Source organism: Streptomyces sp. NPDC058373 (assembly GCF_042723275.1).
Classification (GTDB): domain Bacteria; phylum Actinomycetota; class Actinomycetes; order Streptomycetales; family Streptomycetaceae; genus Streptomyces.
The window spans coordinates 1-24,834 of the sequence record NZ_JBHXJE010000048.1 but is presented as its reverse complement, the minus strand read 5'-3'; the positions used below and the strand labels follow the sequence as shown (position 1 = coordinate 24,834).

Here is a 24,834-nt window from a genome sequence, read left to right as displayed (position 1 = left end):
TGGCCGGGTTCGCCCCACAGCGGACCCTGCCAAGGGGGGCCCGGACGAGGGGCCCGGCAAGGTACCGTCGAATATGAGGCACCAGGAGGGGCTCGCACGAGCGCCTCCCAGGCGAAGGGGAAGTACCTCGTGGCACGCATCGGTGACGGCGGCGATCTGCTCAAGTGCTCGTTCTGCGGCAAGAGTCAGAAGCAGGTCAAGAAGCTCATCGCAGGCCCCGGTGTGTACATCTGCGACGAGTGCATCGACCTCTGCAACGAGATCATCGAGGAGGAGCTCGCCGAGACCTCGGAAGTGCGCTGGGACGAACTGCCCAAGCCGCGCGAGATCTACGAGTTCCTGGAGAGTTACGTCGTGGGCCAGGAGCCCGCGAAGAAGGCGCTCTCCGTCGCTGTGTACAACCACTACAAGCGCGTGCAGGCGGGGCAGAACGGCGCGCCCGGCGGGCGTGAGGACGCCATCGAGCTGGGCAAGTCCAACATCCTGCTGCTGGGACCGACCGGTTCCGGCAAGACCCTGCTCGCGCAGACGCTGGCCCGGATGCTCAACGTGCCGTTCGCCATCGCGGACGCCACGGCGCTGACCGAGGCCGGTTACGTCGGCGAGGATGTCGAGAACATCCTCCTCAAGCTCATCCAGGCCGCCGACTACGACGTCAAGAAGGCCGAGACCGGGATCATCTACATCGATGAGATCGACAAGGTCGCCCGCAAGAGCGAGAACCCGTCGATCACCCGTGACGTCTCCGGCGAGGGCGTGCAGCAGGCGCTGCTGAAGATCCTGGAGGGGACCACCGCCTCGGTGCCGCCGCAGGGCGGGCGGAAACACCCCCACCAGGAGTTCATCCAGATCGACACGACGAACGTCCTGTTCATCGTGGGCGGCGCCTTCTCGGGCCTGGAGAAGATCATCGAGGCGCGGGCCGGGGCCAAGGGCATCGGCTTCGGCGCCACGATCCGCTCCAAGCGGGAGATCGAGGAGAAGGACCAGTTCCAGGAGGTCATGCCGGAGGACCTGGTGAAGTTCGGGATGATCCCCGAGTTCATCGGCCGCCTCCCGGTCATCACCTCGGTCCACAACCTCGACCGCGAGGCGCTCCTCCAGATCCTCATCGAGCCGCGCAACGCGCTGGTCAAGCAGTACCAGCGCCTCTTCGAACTCGACGGTGTGGAGCTGGACTTCGAGCGCGAGGCGCTGGAGGCCATCGCCGACCAGGCGATCCTGCGCCAGACCGGCGCCCGCGGCCTGCGCGCCATCATGGAGGAGGTCCTCATGTCGGTGATGTACGAGGTGCCGTCCCGCAAGGACGTCGCCCGCGTCGTCATCACCGCCGAGGTCGTCCAGTCCAACGTCAACCCGACCCTGATCCCCCGGGACGCCCGGGGGCGGGGGAGCGGGGAGCAGAAGTCGGCCTGAGGGCCGTCAGCAGCCTGACGCACGTCCGAGGGGCAGGACCGAACACTGGTCCTGCCCCTCGGACGTTCAGCTCACGCGCCCTGCCGGCTCAGTCCGGGTTGACGAGCCGCGTGCGGAGCAGCCGCCGTAGAGCCTCTGCGAGCCGTCGAACGGCCCGGCCTTGGCGGAGGTGTTCCGCGGGGCGTGGCTCCTGTGCCCGGCAGCAGGCCGGTCCACGGATTCGGTGCGTGGTGCCGGGTTACTGCGGCACCCGTACATCGGCGCGGAGCTTGGCGGCTATCTCCGCGGCCTCGTCCATGGTGGTGCCGGTGACGCCCTGCACCGGCTCGACCAGGCCGATGGTGCTGTAATCAGCCCACATGCACATGTTGGTCTTCTGCTGGACGCCGGTGCTGGGGTTCTTCGTCTCGGCGCCCTGGCACTTCATCACGGCGCCGTCGAGGCTGCCCGGGGTGACGGCCTTGGGCTCGCCCGACAGGGTCGTGCCGTTCTGCTCGGCGGTCTTGGTGAACTCCGCGAAGGTCTTGTCGAGCGTCGCCTGCGGGTCCGCCACCTTCCCGAACACCCCGAAGAACGTGACGTTCTTGGCGGCCGCGACCTTCTCCGCGGTCGCCGCGTCGTTCGGGTCCAGCGTCGTGAGGTCGATGGTCGAGTAGATCGTGCCGAGGCCCTTGGCCTCGCTGATGCCCGCCGTGGCCAGCGACTTCGCGTCCGAGGACGAGGCGTCCTTGGCCGGGGTGTCGGGCGTACCGCGGGAGTACTCGCCACCGAGGATCTTGTCCGGGGTGGTCAGCTTGTGCGGACCGTCGTCCTGAAGACCACCGGAGGCGACGTTGTCGCCGCCCGACGGCTTGTCGTCGTCACCGCCCGAGGTGAGGAGGAAGGCGCCGCCGGCGAGGACGGCGACCGCGACCACGCTGGCCGCCACGATCAGGCCCGTCTTCTTCCCCCCGCCCCCCGAGGGCGGCGGGGGCACCTGGCCGTAGGGGCCTCCTGGCTGGCCGGGCTGCTGCGGGGCCTGGCCGTACGGCCCCGGCTGCTGCCCCTGCTGCGGGTAGCCGTAACCGGGCTGCTGCTGGGGCGCCCCGCCCTGCTGTGGGTAGCCGTAACCGGGCTGGCCGCCGGGGGGCGGGCCCTGGGGCGGCTGCTGGCCGTAGGGGCCGGGTTGCTGGGGCTGGCCTCCGTAAGGGCCGGGCTGGTTGTAGCTCATGGGCGTGGTTCCCCTCCGTCGTACATGCGTTGGGCTCATCCTGACGGACATGACCGCGTCATAGGGAAACCGGGGCGCCACCGTTACCGAAGAATCCGGTTTCGGGACGGGGCGGTGACGCCCGTAAACTGTGCCTCGTGACCGACAACACTCAGCATCAGCAAGCAGCCACCCCCGAACTGCCGACCCAGTACGTGCCGGCCGATGTAGAGGGGAAGCTGTATGAGCGCTGGGTAGAGCGGGGCTATTTCGAGGCCGACGAGCACAGCGACAAGCCCCCGTACACCATCGTCATCCCGCCGCCGAACGTCACCGGCTCGCTCCACCTGGGCCACGCCTTCGAGCACACGCTGATCGACGCCCTGACCCGCCGCAAGCGGATGCAGGGGTACGAGACGCTGTGGCAGCCCGGCATGGACCACGCCGGCATCGCCACGCAGAACGTCGTCGAGCGCGAGCTGGCCAAGGAGGGCAAGTCCCGCCACGACCTCGGCCGTGAGGCGTTCATCGAGCGCGTCTGGAAGTGGAAGAACGAGTCGGGCGGCCAGATCTCCGGCCAGATGCGCCGCCTCGGCGACGGCGTCGCCTGGTCCCGCGAGCGGTTCACCATGGACGAGGGCCTCTCCCGCGCCGTTCAGACCGTCTTCAAGAAGATGTACGAGGACGAGCTGATCTACCGCGCCGAGCGCATCATCAACTGGTGCCCGCGCTGCCTGACGGCCATCTCGGACATCGAGGTCGAGTACAGCGACGACGACGGCGAACTCGTCTCCATGAAGTACGGCGAGGGCGAGGACGCCCTCGTCGTCGCCACCACCCGCGCCGAGACGATGCTCGGTGACACCGCGGTCGCCGTCCACCCGGACGACGAGCGGTACCGGCACCTCGTCGGCAAGCAGATCAAGCTGCCGCTGACCGACCGGACCATCCCGGTCGTCGCCGACACCCACGTCGACCCGGAGTTCGGCACCGGCGCGGTCAAGGTCACCCCGGCCCACGACCCGAACGACTTCGAGATCGGCCGCCGCCACGACCTGCCCTCGCTCACCGTCATGGACGAGCGCGCGGTCATCACCGTCCCCGGCCCCTTCGAGGGCCTTGACCGGCTGGAGGCCCGCTCGGCGATCGTCGCCGCGCTGCGCGCCGAGGGCCGGATCGTCGCCGAGAAGCGGCCGTACGTCCACTCGGTGGGCCACTGCTCGCGGTGCAAGACCACGGTCGAGCCGCGCCTGTCGATGCAGTGGTGGGTCAAGGTCGGCCCGCTCGCCCAGGCCGCCGGTGACGCGGTCCGCGACGGCCAGGTCAAGATCCACCCGCAGGAGATGGAGAAGCGCTACTTCGACTGGGTCGACGACCTGCGCGACTGGTGCATCTCCCGGCAGCTGTGGTGGGGCCACCGCATCCCGATCTGGTACGGCCCGGACGGTGAGATCGTCTGCGTCGGCCCCGACGAGGAGCCGCCGAGCGGCGAGGGCTGGCACCAGGAGACCGACGTCCTCGACACCTGGTTCTCCTCGGGCCTGTGGCCCTTCTCCACCCTCGGCTGGCCCGAACAGACCGACAGCCTCGCGAAGTTCTACCCGAACTCCGTCCTGGTCACCGGCTACGACATCCTCTTCTTCTGGGTCGCCCGGATGATGATGTTCGGCCTCTACGCGATGGACGGCACCCCGCCGTTCCACACCATCGCCCTGCACGGCATGGTCCGCGACCAGTTCGGTAAGAAGATGTCGAAGTCCTTCGGCAACGCGGTCAACCCGCTCGACTGGATGGACGCCTACGGTTCCGACGCGCTCCGCTTCACCCTGGCGCGCGGCGCCAACCCGGGCGTCGACGTGCCGATCGGCGAGGACTGGGTCCAGGGCTCGCGGAACTTCGCCAACAAGATCTGGAACGCCACCCGGTTCGCCCTGATGAACGGCGCCACGGTCGAGGGCGAACTGCCCGCGCCCGAGGAGCTGTCCGCCACCGACCGGTGGATCCTCTCCCGCCTCAACACGGTGGTCGCCGAGGCCGACGCGTACTACGAGGACTACCAGTTCGCGAAGGTCTCCGATGTCCTCTTCCACTTCGCGTGGGACGAGGTCTTCGACTGGTACGTCGAGCTGTCCAAGACCACCTTCATGGGCGGCGGGCGCCCGGCCGAGGTCTCGGCCCGCGTCCTCGGCGAGGTCCTCGACACGACGCTGCGGCTGCTCCACCCGGTCATGCCGTTCGTCACCGAGACCCTCTGGACCACCCTCACCGGCCAGGAGTCGCTGGTCATCGCCGACTGGCCGGCCGACAGCGGCTTCCGCGACACCGCCGCCGAGGCCGAGATCGAGCAGGTCCAGCAGGTCATCACCGAGGTCCGCCGGTTCCGCTCCGACCAGGGCCTCCAGCCCGGCCAGAAGGTCCCCGCCCGCCTTACCCTGGAGGGCACCGCCTTCGCCCCGCACGAGGCCGCCATCCGCCAGCTGCTCCGGCTGACCCCGGAGGGCGACGCCTTCCAGGCCACCGCCAGCCTCCCGGTCTCCGGCGCCACGGTCGCCCTCGACCTCTCCGGCACCATCGACGTCGAGGCCGAGCGCAAGCGCCTGGCCAAGGACCTGGCCAACGCCGAGAAGGAGAAGGCGGCCGCCGAGGCCAAGCTGGGGAACGAGGCGTTCCTCGCCAAGGCCCCCGACAAGGTCGTGGACAAGATCCGCGGCCGGCTGAGCAAGGCCGAGGCCGACATCGAGCGCATCACCGCGCAGCTCGCGGGCCTGCCCGCCGGCTGACCCGCCGACGCCGCCGCGCGGGCATCGTGAGGGCCGTCACCAGGGCTTGGTGGGGGCCCTCACGACATACCCGGGCCCTGCGGGAGCTTCGCGACCCTCTCCGTAGACTGGGGCGCGTGAGCGACCACCCCCCGCACGACAGCGGCGAGCCCGAGCAGCCCGGACCCGATGATGACGCCTTCCAGGAGATCGTCGACGCAGAACAGGACCGCGACCCCGACCTCGCTGTGATCGAGGCGGGCAGCCGCACCCTGCGGACCCAGACCGCTCCGCCGCAGGACGAGCCGGTCCGCCCCGCCGACCCCGAGACCGCCGCCGCCCTCCGCGAGGCCGAGACGGAGCTGGCGGGGCGCTGGGGCGAGACCAAGCTGGAGCCGTCGGTCACCCGCATCCAGGGGCTGATGGACGTGCTGGGCGACCCGCAGCGCGCCTACCCGTCGATCCACATCACCGGGACCAACGGCAAGACCTCCACGGCCCGCATGATCGAGGCGCTGCTCGGCGCCTTCGAGCTGCGCACCGGGCGGTACACCTCGCCGCACGTCCAGTCGATCACCGAGCGGATCAGCCTGGACGGCGCGCCGATCGCCCCGGACCGGTTCGTGGAGACCTACCGCGACCTGAAGCCGTACGTCGAGATGATCGACAACCAGGGGGCGTACCGGCTCTCCTTCTTCGAGGTGCTCACCGGGATGGCCTACGCGGCCTTCGCCGACGCGCCGGTGGACGTCGCCGTGGTCGAGGTCGGCATGGGCGGCAGCTGGGACGCGACCAACGTCATCGACGGCCAGGTCGCCGTGATCACCCCGATCGACCTGGACCACACCGACCGGCTCGGCACCACGCCCGGCGCCATCGCGGGGGAGAAGGCCGGGATCATCAAGCCCGACGCCTCGGTGATCATGGCGCAGCAGCCGGTGGACGCCGCCCAGGTCATCCTCAAGAAGGCCGTGGAGGCCGACGCGACCGTGGCCCGCGAGGGCATGGAGTTCGGCGTCGTCTCCCGGCAGGTCGCGGTCGACGGCCAGCTCGTCACCCTGCGCGGGCTCGGTGGCGAGTACGAGGACATCTACCTGCCGCTGCACGGCCCCTACCAGGCGCACAACGCCGCCGTGGCGCTCGCCGCCGTCGAGGGCTTCTTCGGCATCGGCTCGCAGCACGCCCGCACCCTGGACATCGACACCCTGCGCAAGGGGTTCGCCGCGGTGACGGCGCCGGGCCGCCTGGAGGTCGTCCGCAAGTCGCCGACGGTCGTCCTGGACGCCGCCCACAACCCCTCCGGCGCCCGCGCCACGGCGACCGCCGTCAGTGAGGCCTTCGACTTCAGCCGCCTGATCGGCGTCATCGGGGTGAGCGGCGGCAAGGACGCCAAGGGGCTCCTCGAAGCCTTCGAGCCGCTCCTCGCCGAGGTCGTCGTCACCCGCAACTCCAGCGAGCGGGCCATGGACGTGGACGAGCTGGCGGGCCTGGCCGTCGAGGTCTTCGGCGAGGACCGGGTCCAGGTCGAGCCGCGGCTCGACGACGCCCTGGAGGCGGCGGTGACCCTCGCCGAGGAAGAGGGCGAGTACTCCGGCGGTGGCGTCCTGGTCACCGGTTCCGTCATCACGGTCGGCGAGGCCCGGCTGCTTCTGGGAAGGGGCTGAGCGGCGCCATGCGGATGCTCTGCGCTTCGACGCTCATCGGTGAGTTCTTCGTCATCGGCTTCGCCGGCCTGGTGGCGATGAAGGACCCCGGCCTCGCCACCGGCACCGTCTGGACGGTCTGCGGCGCCCTGATGGCCGTCAGCCTCCTGCTCTGCGGGGTGCTCTCCCGGCAGGTCGGCGTCTGGCTCGGCTGGGCGCTGCAGGGCGCGCTGGTCCTCAGCGGCTTGTTCGTGCCGGTCATGTTCGTGCTGGGGGCGTGCTTCGCCGGGCTGTGGTGGGCCTCGATCCACTTCGGCCGGAAGATCGACGAGGCCAAGGCGCGGTTCGCGGAGCAGGCGGCGGCGGAGGCCTGACCCGCGGGGGCCGGTTGCGGGAGGTCCCGGCCGGCCCTTTCCGCCGTACCTGCTCACTCCTGCGGCTGCCCCCGCCGACCGCCACGGAGCGCGCCCGCGCGGTCGCCCGCAGTGGGGGAGGCGGCCTGGTGGGGGTCCGCCCGCGGCCGCTCCGGTCACACCCGGTAACCTCGGCCCAACCGCACACCCCCGGCCGCCAAGGAGCCGCACATGACTCAGCGCACCCTCGTCCTGCTCAAGCCCGATGCCGCCCGCCGTGGCCTGATCGGCGAGATCATCGGCCGCATCGAGCGCAAGGCGGGCTGGGAGATCACCGCGCTGGAGCTGCGCAGGCTGGACGCCGGGACGCTGGAGCAGCACTACGGCGAGCACAAGGGCAAGCCCTTCTACGAGCCGCTGATGGGCTTCATGCAGTCCGGTCCGGTCGTCGCGCTGATCGTCGAGGGCGAGCGGGTCGTCGAGGGCGTGCGCCGGCTCGCCGGCCCGACCGACCCGATCGCCGCCGCGCCCGGCTCCATCCGCGGCGACTTCGGCACCATCGTCCGGGAGAACCTCATCCACGCCTCCGACTCGCCCGAGTCGGCCGAGCGCGAGGTCGCCCTGTTCTTCCCGGGCCGCGTCTGAGCCCGTCCCCGTGACCGGGGACCAGGGGGTGGCCGCAAAGTCCCCCACGGCGCCCACGGCGCCCGGCACGCACTCTCGCCGCACCGGCCGGAGGCCCAAGTAGCTCCGCTACGAGGGTCTCCCTCTCGCGCGCGGAGAGCAGGCGCCGGAAACCGCGGACACCGCTCGGGACTTTGCGGCCACCCCCTGAGACACTCCGTTTCGTGGATTGCGCAGCGCGCCCGTCCGGACCAGACTGTGCGGACGGCCGCGCGGCGCGCCGGGGTCCGCCCCGGCCGGTGACGTCGGGTCAGCACGACGACGTGCCGACGCGCGGCGGCCGGCAGGAGTCGGCCGCCTTCCGCTTATGCGGGCTGTTCGGGGGAACCCATGGCCCGGATGGCACGTCTCCCAGGGCGAGGCGGCCCATCATCTGCTGACAATGGCGAAGCCCTTGCGCTGTGCCCGTGCGGGCGAGACTACGATGGAAGCCTTCACGCCACAGCACCCACCCTCGCCATCCTGAAAAGCCGTCAACGCTCCACTTTGGGAAGGCCAGACGAATCCTGATGGGGAACACAATGTCGTTCATCGGCCGTGACATGGCTGTCGACCTCGGGACCGCCAACACGCTGGTGTACGTCAGGGGCCGAGGGATCGTTCTCAACGAACCGTCCGTCGTCGCCATCAACACCAACACCGGCGGCATCCTCGCGGTAGGTGCCGAAGCCAAGAAGATGATCGGCCGCACACCCGGCAACATCGTCGCCGTGCGGCCACTGAAGGACGGCGTCATCGCCGACTTCGAGATCACCGAGCGGATGCTCCGCTACTTCATCCTCAAGATCCACAAGCGGCGCTACCTGGCCCGCCCCCGCGTCGTCGTCTGCGTCCCCTCCGGCATCACCGGGGTCGAACGCCGCGCCGTGATCGAGGCGTCCACCCAGGCAGGCGCCCGCCAGGTGCACATCATCGAGGAGCCCATGGCCGCCGCCATCGGCTCCGGCCTGCCCGTCCACGAGGCCACCGGCAACATGGTCGTGGACATCGGCGGCGGCACCACCGAGGTCGCCGTGATCTCGCTCGGCGGCATCGTCACCGCCCAGTCCATCCGGGTGGCCGGTGACGAGCTGGACAACGCGATCATCCAGCACGTCAAGAAGGAGTACAGCCTCCTCCTCGGCGAGCGCACCGCCGAGCAGATCAAGCTCACCATCGGTTCGGCCTACGACCTCGAGACCGACGAGCACACCGAGATCCGCGGCCGCGACCTGGTCAGCGGGCTCCCCAAGACCGTCGTGATCTCGGCCGCCGAGGTCCGCAAGGCGATCGAGGAGCCGGTCAACGCCATCGTCGACGCGGTCAAGACCACCCTCGACAAGTGCCCGCCCGAGCTCTCCGGCGACGTCATGGACCGCGGCATCGTCCTCACCGGCGGCGGCGCCCTGCTCCGCGGCCTGGACGAGCGGCTCCGCCGCGAGACGGGCATGCCCATCCACATCGCCGAGGACCCGCTCGACTCCGTCGCGCTCGGCTCCGGCAAGTGCGTCGAGGAGTTCGAGGCCCTCCAGCAGGTCCTGGACGCCTCCCCGCGCAGGTGACCGCGTCTGAGTGACCCGGGCGGGCCCCCGCGGCCCGCCCGGTGACGGCGGCCGGAGCACCGGCGGACCCCCGGGTCCCCGGCGCTCCCCTCGTCGGCAGGACGGCACCAGGGCCCCGCCCCCGCGCCGCCCGCGCCGCACCCGGGGCCGGGCCCGCCGCCCCCCCGTTCGACCCGAAGCCCGAACCCATTCCGACGAGGAAGGCACGGCCGCCGCACGTGAGGGACACACGAGAGAGCCGGCTGCTCCTGGTGCTGCTGATCGCCATCGCGTTCGCACTGATCACGGTGGACATCCGCGGCGGCGAGGACTCGCCCGTCGACGGCGCCCGCAAGGCCGCGGCCACCGTCCTCGGACCGGTGGAGAGCGGCGTCGCCGGAGCGGTCGCCCCGATCGGCAACGCCATCGGAGCCGTCCGCGACTCCGGCGAGCGCCACGACCGCATCGCCGCCCTGGAGCGCGAGAACGCCGCACTCAAGACCCGCCTCGGCAGCGACGCGCGCAACCAGAGCCGCGTCCGCCAGCTCGACGCCATGCTGAAGAAGGCCGGCGCCGGGCAGTACGGCATCCGCGGGGCCGAAGTCGTCGCCATCGGCCCCGCCCAGGGCTTCTCCTGGACCATCACCATCGACGCGGGCACCAAGGACGGCATCGCCCGCGACATGACCGTCCTCAACGGCGACGGCCTCGTCGGCCGCGTCACCACCGTCGGCCCGCACACCGCCACCGTGCTGCTCGCCAGCGACCCCGACTTCACCGTCGGCACCCGCATGGAGGGCTCCGACGAACTCGGCTTCGCCACCGGGCAGGGCGACCGCCCGCTCGCCGTCCAGCTGCTCAACGGCAAGTCCAAGGTGAAGAAGGGCGACCGCATGGTCACCTTCGGCTCCCACGCCGACAAGCCGTTCGTGCCCGGTGTACCCGTCGGCGAGGTGGTCCGCGTCGACCCGCTCGGCGGCGACCTGACCCGCACCGTCTACCTCAGGCCGTACGTCGGCTTCTCCAAGCTCGACATCGTCGGCATCGTCGTCCAGGCACCCCGCGACGACCCCCGCGACACCGTGCTGCCGCCCAAGTCGAAGCCGACCCCCACCCCCACCGTGACGGTCACCGCACCTCCGCCCGGTGAGGGCGAGACCCCCGAGGAGGGGGCCGAGGAAGCCGGCGCCCCCGTGGCGGGGCAGCCCGATCCCGGAACCGACCAGGAGTAGAGCTGCTGCCATGCGCCTCAACCGGATTCTGCTCTCCGCCGCGCTGATCGTGGTCGCCCTCGTCGTCCAGGTCAGCGTCCTCGCCCGGCTCCAGCTGCCGGGCGCCGTCCCCGACCTGCTGCTGCTCACGGTCCTGGCGTTGGCCATGGTCTACGGCCCCACCAGCGGCAGCCTCGTCGGCTTCGGCGCCGGACTCCTCGCCGACCTCGCGCCCCCCGCCGACCACGCCGTGGGCCGGTACGCCCTGGTCCTCTGCGTCGTCGGCTACGTCGCGGGGCTCGCCAAGCCCGAGGGCGGCAAGCTGCGCTCCGCCACCGCCCCGCTGGTCGTCGTGGTCGGCGCCGCCATCGGCTCCACCCTGCTCTACGCGGGCGTCGGCGCCCTCGTCGGCGACACCGCCGCCCGCGACGTGGGCCTCGGCTGGCTGCTCTTCACCGCGAGCCTGTACGACCTGCTCCTCGCGCCGTTCACCGTGCCGGTGATCATGGCGCTGGCCCGCCGCGGCGAGCACGACCCGCTCGCCGAGCCCTCCTCCGGCCCCTCCGGCGGCGACGTCGCCGCCGGCTGGCTCTCCTCCGGGACCGGCCTCGCCATCGGCCGCCAGCGCGGCGGCCTGCGCGCCAGAGCCATGAAGTCCCGGGTCGCCCGGGCCGGACGCATCAAGGGGGTCAAGCGCCTGTGACCGCAACTCCCGCCGCACCTCGCGCGAGGAGGCCCCGCCCGTGAGCAACATCCCCGAGACCGGCCGCACCCCCCGCGTGCAGATCCGGCTCATCGTCATCCAGGTCCTGGTCGTCTCCCTGCTGCTCACCCTCGGCGGGCGGCTGTGGTACCTCCAGATCCGCCAGGGCGACGAGTACGCCGCCAAGGCCTCCGGCAACCACGTGCAGCAGGTCGTCAAGCCCGCCGTGCGCGGCGCCATCCTCGACGCCCGCGGCGTGCCCATCGCCGACAACGAGACCCGCCTCGTCGTCTCCGCCTCGCGCACCGAGCTGATGAAGATGAAGGACGACGGGAAGGGCGTCCTCGGCCGCCTCGCCGACGTCCTCGGCATGACGCCCAAGGAGGTCGCCGACAAGGTCCGCCTCTGCGACGCCGAGACGCCCCAGCCCTGCTGGAACGGCTCCCCGTACCAGCCCATCCCCATCACCGACGAGGCCACCGCCAAGCAGGCCCTCCAGATCCGCGAGCGGACCGAGGAGTTCCCCGGCATCTCCGCCGAGCCGACCGCCGTGCGCCGCTACCCGGCCCCCGGCAAGGCCCATACCTCCCAGGTCCTCGGCTACCTCTCCCCGGTCACCGACGAGGAGATCAAGAAGGCCGAGCACACCGACTCGCCCTACCTCCGCTCCGACCAGGTCGGCCGCTCCGGCCTGGAGCGCACCTACGACAAGGAGCTGCGCGGCAAGGCCGGCGTCACCCGCTACGAGGTCGACAACCTCGGCCGCGTCATCGGCGAGGCCGAGTCCGACCCGGCCGAGGCCGGCGCCAACGTCGTCACCAGCATCGACTCCCGCGTCCAGGCGGTCACCGAGTACGAGCTGAACGAGGCGATGAAGGCGGCCCGCAAGGAGATGGACCGCAACACCAACCGGACCTACGAGGCCGACGCGGGCGCCGCCGTCGTCATGGAGAACAAGACCGGCCGCGTCGTCGCCATGGCCTCCCTGCCCGACTACGACCCCAACGCCTGGGTCGGCGGCATCTCCGGCAAGGACTACGCCAAGTTCACCAGCAAGAAGTCGAACTACCCGCTGCTCAACCGGGCCATCCAGGGCCAGGCCGCACCCGGCTCGATCTTCAAGGTGATCTCCTCCACCGCCGCCGTCAACGCCGGGTACGACTTCAACGGCAGCTACCCCTGCCCCAGCTCGTACTCGATCGGCGGGCAGGTCTTCAAGAACTTCGAGTCCCAGGGCTACGGCTCCATCAACCTCGGCCGCGCCCTGGAGGTCTCCTGCGACACCGTCTTCTACCACCTCGCCCACCAGCAGTGGCAGAAGGACGGCGGCAACAACCCCAAGCACCCCAAGGACTGGTTCTACAAGACCGCCCACCAGTTCGGCCTCGGCAAGGAGACCGGCATCGACCTCCCCAACGAGGTCACCGGCCGCGTCCCCGACCGCCAGTGGAAGAAGGACTACTGGGAGGCCAACAAGGACGGCTGGTGCAAGTCCGGCAAGAAGGGCGGCGAGTACGCCGAGCAGATCGCCTACGAGAACTGCCTCGAAGGCATGCGGATGCGCGCCGGTGACTCGGTCAACTACTCCATCGGCCAGGGCGACACCCTCGTCACCCCCATCCAGATGGCCACCATCTACGGGGCCATCGCCAACGGCGGCACCCTCTACGACCCCACCGTCGGCAAGGCCGTCATCAGCGCCGACGGCAAGAAGACCACCGAGATCCAGCCCAAGGCCCACGGCAAGCTGCCGATGAACCAGAAGACCAGGAAGCAGATAGAGCAGGCACTCGCGGGCGTCGCGACCACCGGCTCCGCCGCCTGGCGCTTCGTCGGCTGGCCGCAGGACAAGATCCCGATGCACGCCAAGACCGGCACCGCCGAGGTCTACGGCAAGCAGACGACCTCCTGGTTCGCCAGCTACACCCCGGACTACACGATCGTCATGACGATCTCCCAGGGCGGCACCGGCTCCGGCGCCTCCGGCCCGGCCGTCCGCAAGATCTTCGAGGCGATGTACGGGCTGAACGAGGAAGGCGACCAGGACGTCAAGAAGGCCCTGCTGCCCAAGCCCCAGTCCACGCTGCCCAAGGTCCAGCCGGACGGCTCGATCCACGCCCCGACGGTCAAGCCGTACCTGCCCGCGAAGCCGTCCGCGCCCGCCGACACCCAGGACCTCGCCGCCGCCCCCGGTGGCCCCCTTCTCTGGAGGCGCGACTGATGGCCGGCTTCTCCGTCCCCGGCTACGGGCCCGAGCGCGCCCCCTGGACCCGGGTCTTCGCCCGCGACTCCGCGGTGCGCAGGCTCGACTGGCCGATGCTGCTGAGCGCGCTCGCCCTCTCCCTGGTCGGCGTCGCCCTCGTCTACTCCGCCACCCGCAACCGCACCGGACTCAACCAGGGCGACCCGTACTTCTTCCTCGTCCGCCACCTGCTCAACACCGGCATCGGCCTCGCCCTGATGGCGGGCACCATCTGGCTGGGCCACCGCGCCCTCAGGACCGCCGTCCCGGTCCTCTACGGCATCTCGGTGCTGCTGATCCTGCTGGTCCTCACCCCGCTGGGCGCCACCATCAACGGCGCCCACGCCTGGCTGGTGATCGGCGGCTTCAGCCTCCAGCCGTCCGAGTTCGTCAAGGTCACCATCATCCTCGGCATGGCGATGCTGCTGGCCGCCCGCGTCGACGCCGGGGACCGGGAACATCCCGACCACCGCACCGTCGTCCTCGCCCTGGCGCTGGCCACCGTCCCGATGCTCATCGTCATGCTGATGCCGGACCTCGGCTCCGTCATGGTCATGGTGATGATCGTGCTCGGCGTCCTGCTCTCCTCCGGCGCCTCCAACCGCTGGATCCTCGGCCTGATCGGCGCCGGAGCCACCGGAGCCATCCTGGTCTGGCAGCTCGGCGTCCTGGACGAGTACCAGATCAACCGGTTCGCCGCCTTCGCCAACCCCCAGCTCGACCCGGCGGGCGTCGGCTACAACACCAACCAGGCCCGCATCGCCATCGGCTCCGGCGGCCTCACCGGCACCGGCCTCTTCCAGGGCACCCAGACCACCGGCCAGTTCGTCCCCGAGCAGCAGACCGACTTCGTCTTCACCGTCGCCGGTGAGGAACTCGGCTTCCTCGGCGCCGGACTGATCATCGCCCTGCTCGGCGTCGTCCTCTGGCGCGCCTGCCGCATCGCCCGCGCCACCACCGAGCTGTACGGCACGATCGTGGCCGGCGGCATCATCGCCTGGTTCGCCTTCCAGTCCTTCGAGAACATCGGCATGACCCTCGGCATCATGCCCGTCGCCGGCCTCCCGCTGCCCTTCGTCAGCTACGGCGGCACCGCCATGTTCGCGGCCTGGATCGCCATAGGGCTCCTCCAGTCGATCAAGCTGCAACGCCCCCTCTCCGCCAACTGACCCACCGCCGCATCCCACCCGCCACCAGGGCCGTCCCTCCCCAGGGACTGCCCTGGCGCCCGTATCGCCGCTAATGTCGGTTCCATGGCCTCTGTCACGCGCGAGATCGAGCGGAAGTACGAAGCCCCCGCCGACACCCCGGCCGCCGGCACCCCGGGCCGCGACGGTCCGCCCGCCGCCGACGACACCGCCCTCCTCGACGCGCTGACCCGCACCGACGGCGTCGACCGGGTCAGGGAACAGGACACCGAGGAACTCGACGCCGTCTACCACGACACCGACGACGGCCGCCTCGCCGCCACCCGCACCACCCTGCGCCGCCGCACCGGCGGCCACGACGCGGGCTGGCACCTCAAACTCCCCGTCACCACCGCCGACGACGCCCGCGACGAACTCCACGCCCCGCTCGCCGACACCGTCCCCGCCGACCTCGCCCGCCTGCTGCGCTCCCGCACCCGCGGAGCACCGCTCGGCCCGGTGCTCCGGCTGCGCACCACCCGCCGCCGCCACACCCTGCACGCCGCCGACGGCACCACCCTCGCCGAGGTCGCCGCCGACACCGTCCGCGCCGAGCGCCTCGACGGCGCCCCCGGCGGCCTCGCCGGACGCGCCACCGCCTGGCGCGAGATCGAGATCGAACTGACCGAGGCCGCCCCCGCCGACCTCCTCGACCGCGCCGAGGAACACCTCACCGACGCCGGGATCCGCCGCTCCCATGACCGCTCCAAGTTCGCCCGCGCCCTCGCCGACACCGGCCCGCCCCCCGAGACCGAACCCGGCCCCGACCCGGCGCCGGCCCCCGGCACCGCCGGCGCGGAAGTCCTCGCCCACGTCGCCCGGTGGCACCGCGCCCTCGTCGCCCTCGACACCGACGTCCGCCGCGACCTGCCCGACTCGGTCCACCAGCTCCGCGTCGCCATCCGCCGCCTGCGCGGCGCGTTCAGGACATACCGCAAGGTCCTCGACCGGGCCGTCACGGAGCCGATCGGCGACGAGCTGAAATGGCTCGCGAGTCAGCTTGCCCCCGCCCGCGACGGCGAGGTCCTCACCGCCCGCCTGCACCACCTCCTCGACACCACCGACCCGGCCCTCGTCCTCGGCCCCGCCCCCGCTCGGCTCCAGCTCTGGTCCACCGCCCGGGCCGCCGAGGCCCGCGACCGCGTGCACGCCGCCCTCGACAGCCCCCGCCACCTCGCCCTGCTCACCGCGCTGGCCCGCCTCGCCACCGACCCGCCGCTGCGCGAGGCCGCCCACCGGCCCGCCCGCAAGGTGCTCCCCGCCGCCCTCGCCCGCGACCACCGGCGCCTCGCCACCCGCATCGACCACGCCCTCGCCCTGCCCCCGGGCGCCGACCGCGACCACGCCCTCCACCGGGCCCGCAAGGCCGCCAAACGCGCCCGCTACGCCACCGAGGCCGCCCGCCCCGCCCTCGGCAAGCCCGCCAAGCGCTACCGCAAACGCGTCAAGACCGTCCAGCGGCTCCTCGGCGCCCACCAGGACAGCGTCGTCACCCGCGACGCCCTGCGGCAGCTCGGCCTCCAGGCGCACGGAGCGGGGGAGTCCGCCTTCACCTGGGGGCTGCTGTACGGCACGGAGACCGCACGCGCCGACGCCGCCGAACGCGACCTGCCCGAGGCGTGGGAGGCGGTCCGGGCCCAGGGACCGCCGGGAGCGGGCGGCTGACGGTGTCAGGGGCCGGTCCGTACCACGCTACGCTTGAGGATCAGCCCTGCCCGCTCACGAAGGTTTCCGATGACTGACCAGTCGACTGCGGAGTCGGTCTTCCCCCAGCTCGAAGCGCTGCTCCCGCACGTACAGAAGCCCATCCAGTACGTCGGCGGTGAGCTGAACTCCACCGTCAAGCCGTGGGAGTCCTGCGACGTCCGCTGGGCCCTGATGTACCCCGACGCGTACGAGGTCGGGCTGCCCAACCAGGGCGTCATGATCCTCTACGAGGTGCTGAACGAGCGCGAAGGCGTCCTGGCCGAGCGCACCTACAGCGTCTGGCCCGACCTCGAAGAGCTGATGCGCGAGCACCGCGTCCCGCAGTTCACCGTGGACAGCCACCGGCCCGTCGGCGCCTTCGACGTCTTCGGCCTCAGCTTCTCCACCGAGCTCGGCTACACCAACATGCTCACCGCGCTCGACCTCGCCGGCATCCCGCTGAACGCCGCCGACCGCACCCTGGACGACCCGATCGTCCTCGCCGGCGGTCACGCGGCCTTCAACCCGGAGCCGATCGCCGAGTTCATCGACTGCGCCGTCATCGGCGACGGCGAGCAGGCCGTCCTGGAGATCACCGAGATCATCCGGGCCTGGAAGGCCGAGGGCCGCCCCGGCGGCCGCGAGGAGGTCCTCTTCCGCCTCGCCCGCACCGGCGGCGTCTACGTCCCCGCCTTCTACGACGTCGAGTACCTGGCCGACGGCCGCATCGCCCGCGTCGTCCCCAACCGCTCCGGCGTCCCGTGGCGCGTCTCCAAGCACACCGTCATGGACCTCGACGAGTGGCCCTACCCGAAGCAGCCGCTGGTCCCGCTCGCCGAGACCGTGCACGAGCGGATGTCGGTGGAGATCTTCCGCGGCTGCACCCGCGGCTGCCGCTTCTGCCAGGCCGGCATGATCACCCGCCCGGTCCGCGAGCGCTCCATCACCGGCATCGGCGAGATGGTCGACAAGGGCCTCAAGGCCACCGGCTTCGAAGAGGTCGGCCTGCTCTCCCTCTCCTCCGCCGACCACAGCGAGATCGGCGACGTCGCCAAGGGCCTGGCGGACCGGTACGAGGAGGACAAGATCGGCCTGTCCCTCCCCTCGACCCGCGTCGACGCCTTCAACGTCGACCTGGCCAACGAGCTGACCCGCAACGGCCGCCGCTCCGGCCTCACCTTCGCCCCCGAGGGCGGCTCCGAGCGGTTGCGGAAGGTCATCAACAAGATGGTCTCCGAGGAGGACCTGATCCGCACCGTCGCCACCGCCTACGGCAACGGCTGGCGCCAGGTGAAGCTGTACTTCATGTGCGGCCTGCCCACCGAGACCGACGAGGACGTCCTCCAGATCGCCGACATGGCGACCAACGTCATCGCCAAGGGCCGCCAGGTCTCCGGCTCCCAGGACATCCGCTGCACCGTCTCCATCGGCGGATTCGTCCCCAAGCCGCACACCCCGTTCCAGTGGGCCCCGCAGCTCTCCGCCGAGCAGACCGACGCCCGCCTGGAGAAGCTCCGCGACAAGATCCGCGGCGACAAGAAGTACGGCCGTTCCATCGGCTTCCGCTATCACGACGGCAAGCCCGGCATCGTCGAGGGCCTCCTCTCCCGCGGCGACCGCCGCATCGGCTCGGTCATCCGCGCCGTCTACGAGGACGGCGGCCGCTTCGACGGCTGGCGCGAGTACTTCAGCTACGACCGCTGGATGGCCTGCGCCGAGAAGACCCTCCCCGAACAGGGCGTCGACGTCGACTGGTACACCACCCGCGAGCGCACCTACGAGGAAGTCCTCCCCTGGGACCACCTCGACTCGGGCCTCGACAAGGAATGGCTCTGGGAGGACTGGCAGGACGCCCTCGACGAGACCGAGGTCGAGGACTGCCGCTGGACACCCTGCTTCGACTGCGGGGTGTGTCCTCAGCTCGACCTGGACATCCAGGTCGGGCCCACGGGCAAGAAGCTGCTGCCGCTGAGCGTGGTGGGGCAGGGCGAGTAGCGACCGGGATGTGAGTGTGACCGTGCCGGGGGCCGTGCTGACGGCCCCCGGCACGGCCATGCCCGGGGACGGTGCTACGGCCGGGCGCCCTCCGGTGGCAGGCCGCGGCGTCGGCGCAGAAGGTGGCCCCATGGAACCCGCCATGCCTCCGGTCGGCGGCCACGAGCCGTGGAGAGCCGCTATCGGCCCCGTCGCGGGGGCGGCCGTGACGGCCACCGGGATCGTGTCCGTCGGGTGTCGTCTGGTGGGGGCCGAGGTGCGGTGGCCGAGGCCGGGGTACGACGCGCGGCGCTGGGCCACCGTCTTCCCCTCGGGAGGCCGCGGTGGCCTCGCTCACCGCCGCCGGGCAGGCCGGGTCGGGCACGTCCGGGTGGCTCGAACCCCTCGGGCGGGCGTTGCTGTGGGTGGCCGTGGCCGTCTGGGCGCTGGTGGCGGCGGGCCTGGTGAGGCGGGTCGCGCGGGGGATGTTGAGCCGTACGCCGTAACCGGGGGAGCGCGGGCCGGGCGGGCCGGGGAGCATGGGGGCGAGCGGGCGGTCCGGCGCTCCTGACGACGCCATCCGCTGGAGCGGACCGCCCGCTCGCCCCCGCTGCCGCGGGACGGCGTCCGGGCCCGGGAACCACCCGGCGGCGTGGCGCGTACCCTAGGTAGTGGTACGACCGCACTCACGAGGGACTGAACGACACTGGGTAAGCGACAGCCCGTAGGGCCTCCGCCCGCGCCGACGGTGCAGCGGATCCGTCTGCGCTACACCAAGCGCGGCCGCCTGCGGTTCACCAGCCACCGAGACTTCCAGCGCGCCTTCGAGCGGGCCCTGCGCCGCGCCGAGGTGCCGATGGCCTACTCGGCGGGCTTCACGCCCCACCCGAAGGTGAGTTACGCCAACGCCGCGCCCACCGGTACGGGCAGCGAGGCGGAGTACCTGGAGATCGGCCTCTCCGCGCAGCGCGACCCGGCCACGCTGCGGGAACTGCTCGACGCGTCGATGCCCGAGGGCCTCGACATCACCGACGCCGTGGAGGCGCGTACCTCCGGCCTCGCCGACCGGCTCCAGGCCTCGGTCTGGGAGCTGCGGCTCGACAAGGTCGAGCCCGAGGCGGCCCGGGCCGCCGTCGCCGCCTTCGAGGCGGCCGAGACGGTCGAGGTCCAGCGGCGCACCAAGAACGGCATGCGGACCTTCGACGCCCGCGCCGCCGTGGTGTCGCTCAGCGTCGCCGACCCCTCGGACGAGCCGGGTGATAGGCCGTCGGCGCGCCCCTGTGCGATACTGCGCCTGGTTGTTCGGCACGAGACACCCGCCGTACGACCCGACGACGTCCTGTCCGGTCTCCGAGTAGTGGCCGACCTGGCGCCGCCGGTCCCCGCAGCGGTGACCAGGCTGGCGCAGGGGCCTTTCGACGACGAGACCGGCACGGTGACCGATCCGCTCGCGCCCGACCGCGAGGCAGTCACGGCCGCCCCTTCCGAGGGCGCCCCGCTCGCCGCCGCGCAGGCCACCACAGCGGTGGGTCCCGCGTAGGGACGCTCGCCGCAGCGCCGCCCTCGAATCCGGGAGCCACCTGGGTCGGGCAGCGCACCGACCAGAAGACTTTCGCCAGGCCGCCCGCGAGACGCGTACGGAACCGGCGAGAACAGGACAGAGAAGCTCCCGTGCGGCGCCCGCGCCCCGGAGGACGGTCCCGCGCACACTTCGCGCGAAGGCGACCGCCACCGGATTCGACGCGGCGCCCGGGAGCGTGACGGGAGATACCCCCGCATGCTCGGATCGAACGATCCCGCCGAAGGCGTGGACGTGGACAACGACAGCCCCAGCGACACCCTGCCGCCGCGCAGGCGACGGCGGGCCGCTTCCCGGCCCGCCGGGCCGCCCACCGGGGCGGAGGCACCGGCCGTGGCCATACCGGCTTCGGCACCGGCGGACCAGGGCGCCGACGCGCCCGCCGCCGAGGTGCCTTCCGGTGAGGAACCGGCCGCGCCCCCGCGCCGCCGTGCCACGCGCCGGGCCTCCGCCCCGGCCGGCAAGCCCGTGGCGGCGGACACCACCGTCGAGACCCCCGCGGAGCCGGAGCCCGCTCCGGTGACGGCCCGGGTGGAGGAGCCGGCCGAGGAGGCCGCCCCCGCCCGCCCGCGCCGCCGTGCGACCCGCCGGGCGTCCGCCCCGGCCGGTGCGCCCGCCGGTACGCCGGAGGTGCCCGCCGCCGAAGCGGCCGAGGCTGCGGAGCCGCAGGCCGCCGAGGCACCCCCGGAGACCGCCGAGGCCGCCCCCGCGCGGCCCCGCCGCCGCGCCACCCGGCGTGCCACCGCACCCGCGGGAGCCCCCGCCGCCGAGGCGGAGACCACCGCAGAGGCGCCGGCCGCGGAGCCGGAGCCCGCTCCGGTGGCGGCCGAGGTGGAGGAGCCGGCCGAGGAGGCCGCCCCCGCCCGTCCGCGCCGCCGCGCCGCCCGCCGGGCCTCCGCGCCCGCCGGTGCCCCCGAGGCCGCGGAGACCGTCGAGCGGGAGCCGGCCGAGCAGGCCGCCCCCGCCGAGGAGAGCGCCGCCCCGGCCCGCAAGCGCCGCCGCGCCACCCGGCCCGCCGAGGCCGCCGCGCCCGTCGAGGAGCAGGCCGCCGCCGAACCGGCCGCCGCCGAGCCGGAGACCGCCGCGCAGGCCCCCACCGAGGAGGCCGCCCCCACCCGTACGCGCCGCCGTGCCACACGTCGCGTTTCCGCACCCGTCGGCAGCCCCGCGGCTGCCGAGGCCGAAAGCACGCCGGAGGACACCACCGTGGCCGAGGACAGCACCGCAGCGAGCAGCGACACCGCCGAAGAGGCCGCGCCGCGCCGCGCCCGCCGCAAGCCGGTCCGCAAGGGCGGGCTGTTCAGCGAGCCCGACCAGCCGAAGGGCGCCCGCGAGGAGCGCCAGGAGAAGGAGTCGGGTGGCCGCGGTTCGCGCCGCCGCCCGGCCGTCGCCGTCTTCCAGGCGCCGGTCTTCTCCGAGCCGATGTTCCAGACGCCGGAGCGCGCCGCCGCCGAGGCCGCCTCGTCGGCCGCCGACACCTCCGCCCCGGAGCCGGAGCCGGAGGCCGAGGAGCAGGCGCCGCGCAAGCGCCGTCGCCGCCGCGGCGAGGACGCCCCGGTCCAGGAGGCCGCGCCGGTCCAGGAGAAGCCGGTGGAGCGGGCCCCGCAGCCCGAGGCCGCCGACGAGGCCGAGCCGGCCGAGGACGAGAACCGGGGCGCCCGGGACGACGAGGACCAGGAGAACGGCGACCGCCCCTCGCGCCGCCGTCGTCGCGGTGGCCGCCGCCGCCGTCGCGGTGAGTCCGGCGACGCCGACCACGAGCAGGACGAGCAGCAGGAGCGGGGCGCCGACTCCGGCGCGCGTTCCGGCGGCCGGGAGATCGCCGCCGAGGACGAGCGGGACGAGCAGGACGACGAGGCCGCGCAGGACGACGAGGCCGCGCAGGACGACCGCGAGGACCGGGACGACCGGGACGACCGGGACGACCAGGAAGGTGACAACGGCGCGGGCTCCAGCAGCAGCCGCCGTCGTCGCCGTCGCCGCCGCCGCGCCGGCGACGGCGCGGGCGAGCCGGAGCAGCCTTCCTCGGGCGATGACCCGGAGCGCACCGTCGTCAAGGTCCGCGAGCCGCGCGAGCGGAAGAAGGACGAGCCGGGCACCGGTCCCGACGAGGTCCAGTCCATCAAGGGCTCGACCCGCCTGGAGGCGAAGAAGCAGCGCCGCCGCGAGGGTCGCGAGCAGGGCCGCCGCCGGGTGCCGATCATCACCGAGGCGGAGTTCCTGGCCCGCCGTGAGGCGGTCGAGCGGGTGATGGTCGTCCGCCAGAGCGGCGAGCGCACCCAGATCGGCGTGCTGGAGGACGACGTCCTCGTCGAGCACTACGTCAACAAGGAGCAGGCCACCTCCTACGTCGGCAACGTCTACCTGGGCAAGGTCCAGAACGTCCTGCCGTCGATGGAGGCCGCCTTCATCGACATCGGCAAGGGCCGCAACGCCGTGCTGTACGCCGGTGAGGTCAACTTCGCCGCGCTGGGCATGGCGCACGGCCCGCGCCGCATCGAGTCGGCGCTCAAGTCCGGCCAGTCGGTCCTGGTGCAGGTCACCAAGGACCCGATCGGCCACAAGGGCGCCCGCCTCACCAGCCAGGTCTCGCTGCCCGGCCGCTACCTCGTCTACGTCCCCGAGGGGTCGATGACGGGCATCAGCCGCAAGCTGCCCGACACCGAGCGGGCCCGCCTCAAGAGCATCCTCAAGAAGATCGTCCCCGAGGACGCGGGTGTCATCGTGCGCACCGCCGCCGAGGGCGCGAGCGAGGAGGAGCTGCGCCGCGACGTGGAGCGGCTGCACGGCCAGTGGCAGGAGATCCAGAAGAAGGCCAACGCGAGCAACGCCAGCTCGCCGAGCCTGCTCTACGGCGAGCCGGACATGACGGTCCGGGTCGTCCGCGACATCTTCAACGAGGACTTCTCCAAGGTCATCGTCAGCGGTGACGAGGCATGGAAGACCGTCCACGGCTACGTCAGCAAGGTCGCTCCCGACCTGGTCGACCGGCTCCAGCGGTGGACCTCGGAGACCGACGTCTTCGCGACGTACCGGATCGACGAGGGACTGGCCAAGGCGCTGGACCGCAAGGTGTGGCTGCCCTCGGGCGGTTCGCTGGTGATCGACAAGACCGAGGCGATGATCGTCGTCGACGTCAACACCGGCAAGTTCACCGGCCAGGGCGGCAACCTGGAGGAGACCGTCACCAGGAACAACCTGGAGGCGGCCGAGGAGATCGTGCGCCAGCTGCGGCTGCGCGACCTCGGCGGGATCGTCGTCATCGACTTCATCGACATGGTCCTGGAGTCCAACCGCGACCTGGTCCTGCGCCGTCTGCTGGAGTGCCTGGGCCGCGACCGGACCAAGCACCAGGTGGCCGAGGTGACCTCGCTGGGCCTGGTCCAGATGACCCGTAAGCGGGTCGGCCAGGGTCTGCTGGAGTCGTTCTCGGAGACCTGCGTCCACTGCAACGGGCGCGGCGTCATCGTCCACCTCGACCAGCCGACCGCCTCCGGCAACGGCGGTGGCGGCGGCAAGCGCAAGAAGCGCGGCAAGGGCGGCCACGAGGACAGCGTCCACACGCACGACCACGTCCACGACCAGGAGACGGAGCCGGAGAGCTTCGAGGTCGAGACCGAGGCCGAGGTCGCCGCCGAGACGGCCGAGCCCGCCGCCCTGCCGTCGCCGGAGTTCGTCCCGGACGAGGAGCTGTACAGCAGCGCCGCCGAGGCCGAGGCCGCTGCCGGTTCGGGTCGCCGCAACCGTCGCCGCGCCACGCGCCGGGCCTCCGCGCCCGCCGGTGCGCCGCGCCGGCCGGAGGAGTCGGGCCGCGAGCAGGCCCCGGCGGCCGAGCGGGAGCCCGCGGTGCCGGTCGCCGAGGAGCCGGCCGCCGCGCCGGAGCCGGTCGCCGAGGCCCCTGTCGCCGAGGCCCCTGTCGCCGAGGCCCCGGCCGAGGAGGCGCCCAAGCGGGGCCGTCGCCGGGCCACCCGCCGGGCCTCCGCGCCCGCCGGTGCGCCGCCTGCGGCGGAGCCGGTGAGTGAGCCGGTCGTCGAGCCCGTCGCCGAGGCCCCGCAGGCCTCGCCGGTGGCCCCGGAGCCCGAGGCCGAGCCGCGGCCGGAGCCCGCTCCGGCCGCCGCTGCCCCGGCCCGGACGCGTCGGCGTGCCGTCCGTAAGGCCTCGGCGCCGACCGCGTCGGAGGAGGCGGCCGTGGTGGTCGTCGCCGCCGACCGTCCGGAGCCCGCGCCCCAGGCCGCGCCCGAGGAGGCCGCGGCGCCCGCCGAGGCTCCCGCGGGGGACGAGGCCGAGGCGGCGCCCGCCAAGAAGGCGGCGCGCAAGACGGCGAAGAAGGCCACGACGAAGAAGGCCGCCACCAAGAAGACGGCGACGGCCAAGAAGACCGCGGTCAAGCCGGCTGCGGCCGAGGAGACGGCCTCGGAGGAGACCGCTCCCGAGGAGCCCGCCGCCAAGAAGACGACGGCCAAGAAGACGGCCGCCAAGACGGCGACGGCCAAGAAGGCCGCGGCCAAGAAGACGACGGCGAAGAAGACCACGGCGAAGAAGACCACGGCCAAGAAGGCGTCGGCCAAGAAGACGGCCGCCCCCGCCTCCACCGAGGACTGAGCCGTACGGCGGTGGGGGGGCGGGGGGGGGGCGCCCCCCCGCCGCCCCCCCCCCGGGCCGGCCCGCGGCGGAGAAACAAAAAAACA

General features: G+C 72.6%; 15 protein-coding genes and 1 pseudogene. 15 read left to right on the top strand and 1 reads right to left on the bottom strand.

From position 1 onward, the window contains the following. Window positions 1–129: 129 nt before the first annotated feature. Window positions 130–1,416 carry an ATP-dependent Clp protease ATP-binding subunit ClpX gene (gene clpX, locus ACFWMZ_RS23420; protein ID WP_100452730.1) on the top strand — a complete coding sequence of 429 codons (1,287 nt, stop codon included), beginning with the start codon at window positions 130–132 and terminating at the stop codon, window positions 1,414–1,416. Between the two features lie 238 nt (window positions 1,417–1,654). Here clpX and ACFWMZ_RS23415 read toward each other — a convergent pair whose 3' ends face one another. Next, window positions 1,655–2,626 carry a hypothetical protein gene (locus tag ACFWMZ_RS23415; RefSeq protein ID WP_383183701.1) on the bottom strand — a complete coding sequence of 324 codons (972 nt, stop codon included), beginning with the start codon at window positions 2,624–2,626 and terminating at the stop codon, window positions 1,655–1,657. Window positions 2,627–2,763: 137 nt separating this feature from the next. Here ACFWMZ_RS23415 and ACFWMZ_RS23410 point away from each other — a divergent pair, with 137 nt between their 5' ends. From ACFWMZ_RS23410 to ACFWMZ_RS23345, 14 genes and pseudogenes are all read left to right on the top strand, one after another. Beyond that, window positions 2,764–5,385, top strand: a complete 2,622-nt coding sequence (locus ACFWMZ_RS23410; protein ID WP_383183699.1) for a valine--tRNA ligase — start codon at window positions 2,764–2,766, stop codon at window positions 5,383–5,385. Between the two features lie 116 nt (window positions 5,386–5,501). Next, complete coding sequence (locus ACFWMZ_RS23405) at window positions 5,502–7,028, top strand: bifunctional folylpolyglutamate synthase/dihydrofolate synthase (protein ID WP_383203880.1); 1,527 nt, start codon at window positions 5,502–5,504, stop codon at window positions 7,026–7,028. Between the two features lie 8 nt (window positions 7,029–7,036). Then, window positions 7,037–7,381: a DUF4233 domain-containing protein gene (locus tag ACFWMZ_RS23400; RefSeq protein ID WP_383183695.1), complete on the top strand. Its 345-nt coding sequence runs from the start codon at window positions 7,037–7,039 to the stop codon at window positions 7,379–7,381. Between the two features lie 210 nt (window positions 7,382–7,591). Beyond that, window positions 7,592–8,005 (top strand): nucleoside-diphosphate kinase, encoded by a 414-nt coding sequence (gene ndk / locus ACFWMZ_RS23395; RefSeq protein WP_383203876.1) that lies wholly within the window; start codon window positions 7,592–7,594, stop codon window positions 8,003–8,005. A gap of 560 nt (window positions 8,006–8,565) precedes the next feature. Beyond that, a complete protein-coding gene (locus ACFWMZ_RS23390; protein ID WP_383183704.1) occupies window positions 8,566–9,585 on the top strand; it encodes a rod shape-determining protein in 1,020 nt (339 codons plus the stop codon). A 218-nt stretch (window positions 9,586–9,803) separates the two neighbouring features. After that, on the top strand, window positions 9,804–10,796 hold the full coding sequence (gene mreC, locus ACFWMZ_RS23385; protein WP_383183691.1) for a rod shape-determining protein MreC: 993 nt from the start codon (window positions 9,804–9,806) through the stop codon (window positions 10,794–10,796). 10 nt (window positions 10,797–10,806) lie between these two features. Continuing rightward, complete coding sequence (gene mreD, locus ACFWMZ_RS23380) at window positions 10,807–11,478, top strand: rod shape-determining protein MreD (RefSeq protein ID WP_383183689.1); 672 nt, start codon at window positions 10,807–10,809, stop codon at window positions 11,476–11,478. 40 nt (window positions 11,479–11,518) lie between these two features. Further along, window positions 11,519–13,699, top strand: coding sequence for a penicillin-binding protein 2 (gene mrdA / locus ACFWMZ_RS23375; protein ID WP_383203873.1), 2,181 nt, complete (start codon window positions 11,519–11,521; stop codon window positions 13,697–13,699). Beyond that, the gene (gene rodA / locus ACFWMZ_RS23370; protein WP_383183685.1) at window positions 13,699–14,889 is read left to right on the top strand and encodes a rod shape-determining protein RodA; all 1,191 of its coding nucleotides are present in this window, start codon (window positions 13,699–13,701) and stop codon (window positions 14,887–14,889) included. Before mrdA ends, rodA begins: the two co-directional genes overlap by 1 nt. 84 nt (window positions 14,890–14,973) lie before the next feature. Then, the gene (locus ACFWMZ_RS23365; RefSeq protein WP_383183683.1) at window positions 14,974–16,572 is read left to right on the top strand and encodes a CHAD domain-containing protein; all 1,599 of its coding nucleotides are present in this window, start codon (window positions 14,974–14,976) and stop codon (window positions 16,570–16,572) included. Window positions 16,573–16,641: 69 nt separating this feature from the next. Further along, window positions 16,642–18,588 (top strand): TIGR03960 family B12-binding radical SAM protein, encoded by a 1,947-nt coding sequence (locus ACFWMZ_RS23360; protein ID WP_383183681.1) that lies wholly within the window; start codon window positions 16,642–16,644, stop codon window positions 18,586–18,588. A 323-nt stretch (window positions 18,589–18,911) separates the two neighbouring features. After that, window positions 18,912–19,073: a hypothetical protein gene (locus ACFWMZ_RS23355; protein ID WP_383203870.1), complete on the top strand. Its 162-nt coding sequence runs from the start codon at window positions 18,912–18,914 to the stop codon at window positions 19,071–19,073. A 242-nt stretch (window positions 19,074–19,315) separates the two neighbouring features. Further along, window positions 19,316–20,107: a TIGR03936 family radical SAM-associated protein gene (locus tag ACFWMZ_RS23350; protein ID WP_383183677.1), complete on the top strand. Its 792-nt coding sequence runs from the start codon at window positions 19,316–19,318 to the stop codon at window positions 20,105–20,107. 237 nt (window positions 20,108–20,344) lie between these two features. Further along, window positions 20,345–23,614, top strand: a pseudogene (locus ACFWMZ_RS23345) (Rne/Rng family ribonuclease); the annotation flags it as partial. Window positions 23,615–24,834 lie beyond the last annotated feature (1,220 nt).

Excerpts from the sequence above, each read along its gene's own strand:
- ACFWMZ_RS23415 (WP_383183701.1), bottom strand. The coding sequence starts at position 2,626 with ATGAGCTACAACCAGCCCGGCCCTTACGGAGGCCAGCCCCAGCAACCC.
- ACFWMZ_RS23400 (WP_383183695.1), top strand. The coding sequence starts at position 7,037 with ATGCGGATGCTCTGCGCTTCGACGCTCATCGGTGAGTTCTTCGTCATC.
- ndk (WP_383203876.1), top strand. The coding sequence starts at position 7,592 with ATGACTCAGCGCACCCTCGTCCTGCTCAAGCCCGATGCCGCCCGCCGT.
- ACFWMZ_RS23390 (WP_383183704.1), top strand. The coding sequence starts at position 8,566 with ATGTCGTTCATCGGCCGTGACATGGCTGTCGACCTCGGGACCGCCAAC.
- mreD (WP_383183689.1), top strand. The coding sequence starts at position 10,807 with ATGCGCCTCAACCGGATTCTGCTCTCCGCCGCGCTGATCGTGGTCGCC.
- rodA (WP_383183685.1), top strand. The coding sequence starts at position 13,699 with ATGGCCGGCTTCTCCGTCCCCGGCTACGGGCCCGAGCGCGCCCCCTGG.
- ACFWMZ_RS23365 (WP_383183683.1), top strand. The coding sequence starts at position 14,974 with ATGGCCTCTGTCACGCGCGAGATCGAGCGGAAGTACGAAGCCCCCGCC.
- ACFWMZ_RS23360 (WP_383183681.1), top strand. The coding sequence starts at position 16,642 with ATGACTGACCAGTCGACTGCGGAGTCGGTCTTCCCCCAGCTCGAAGCG.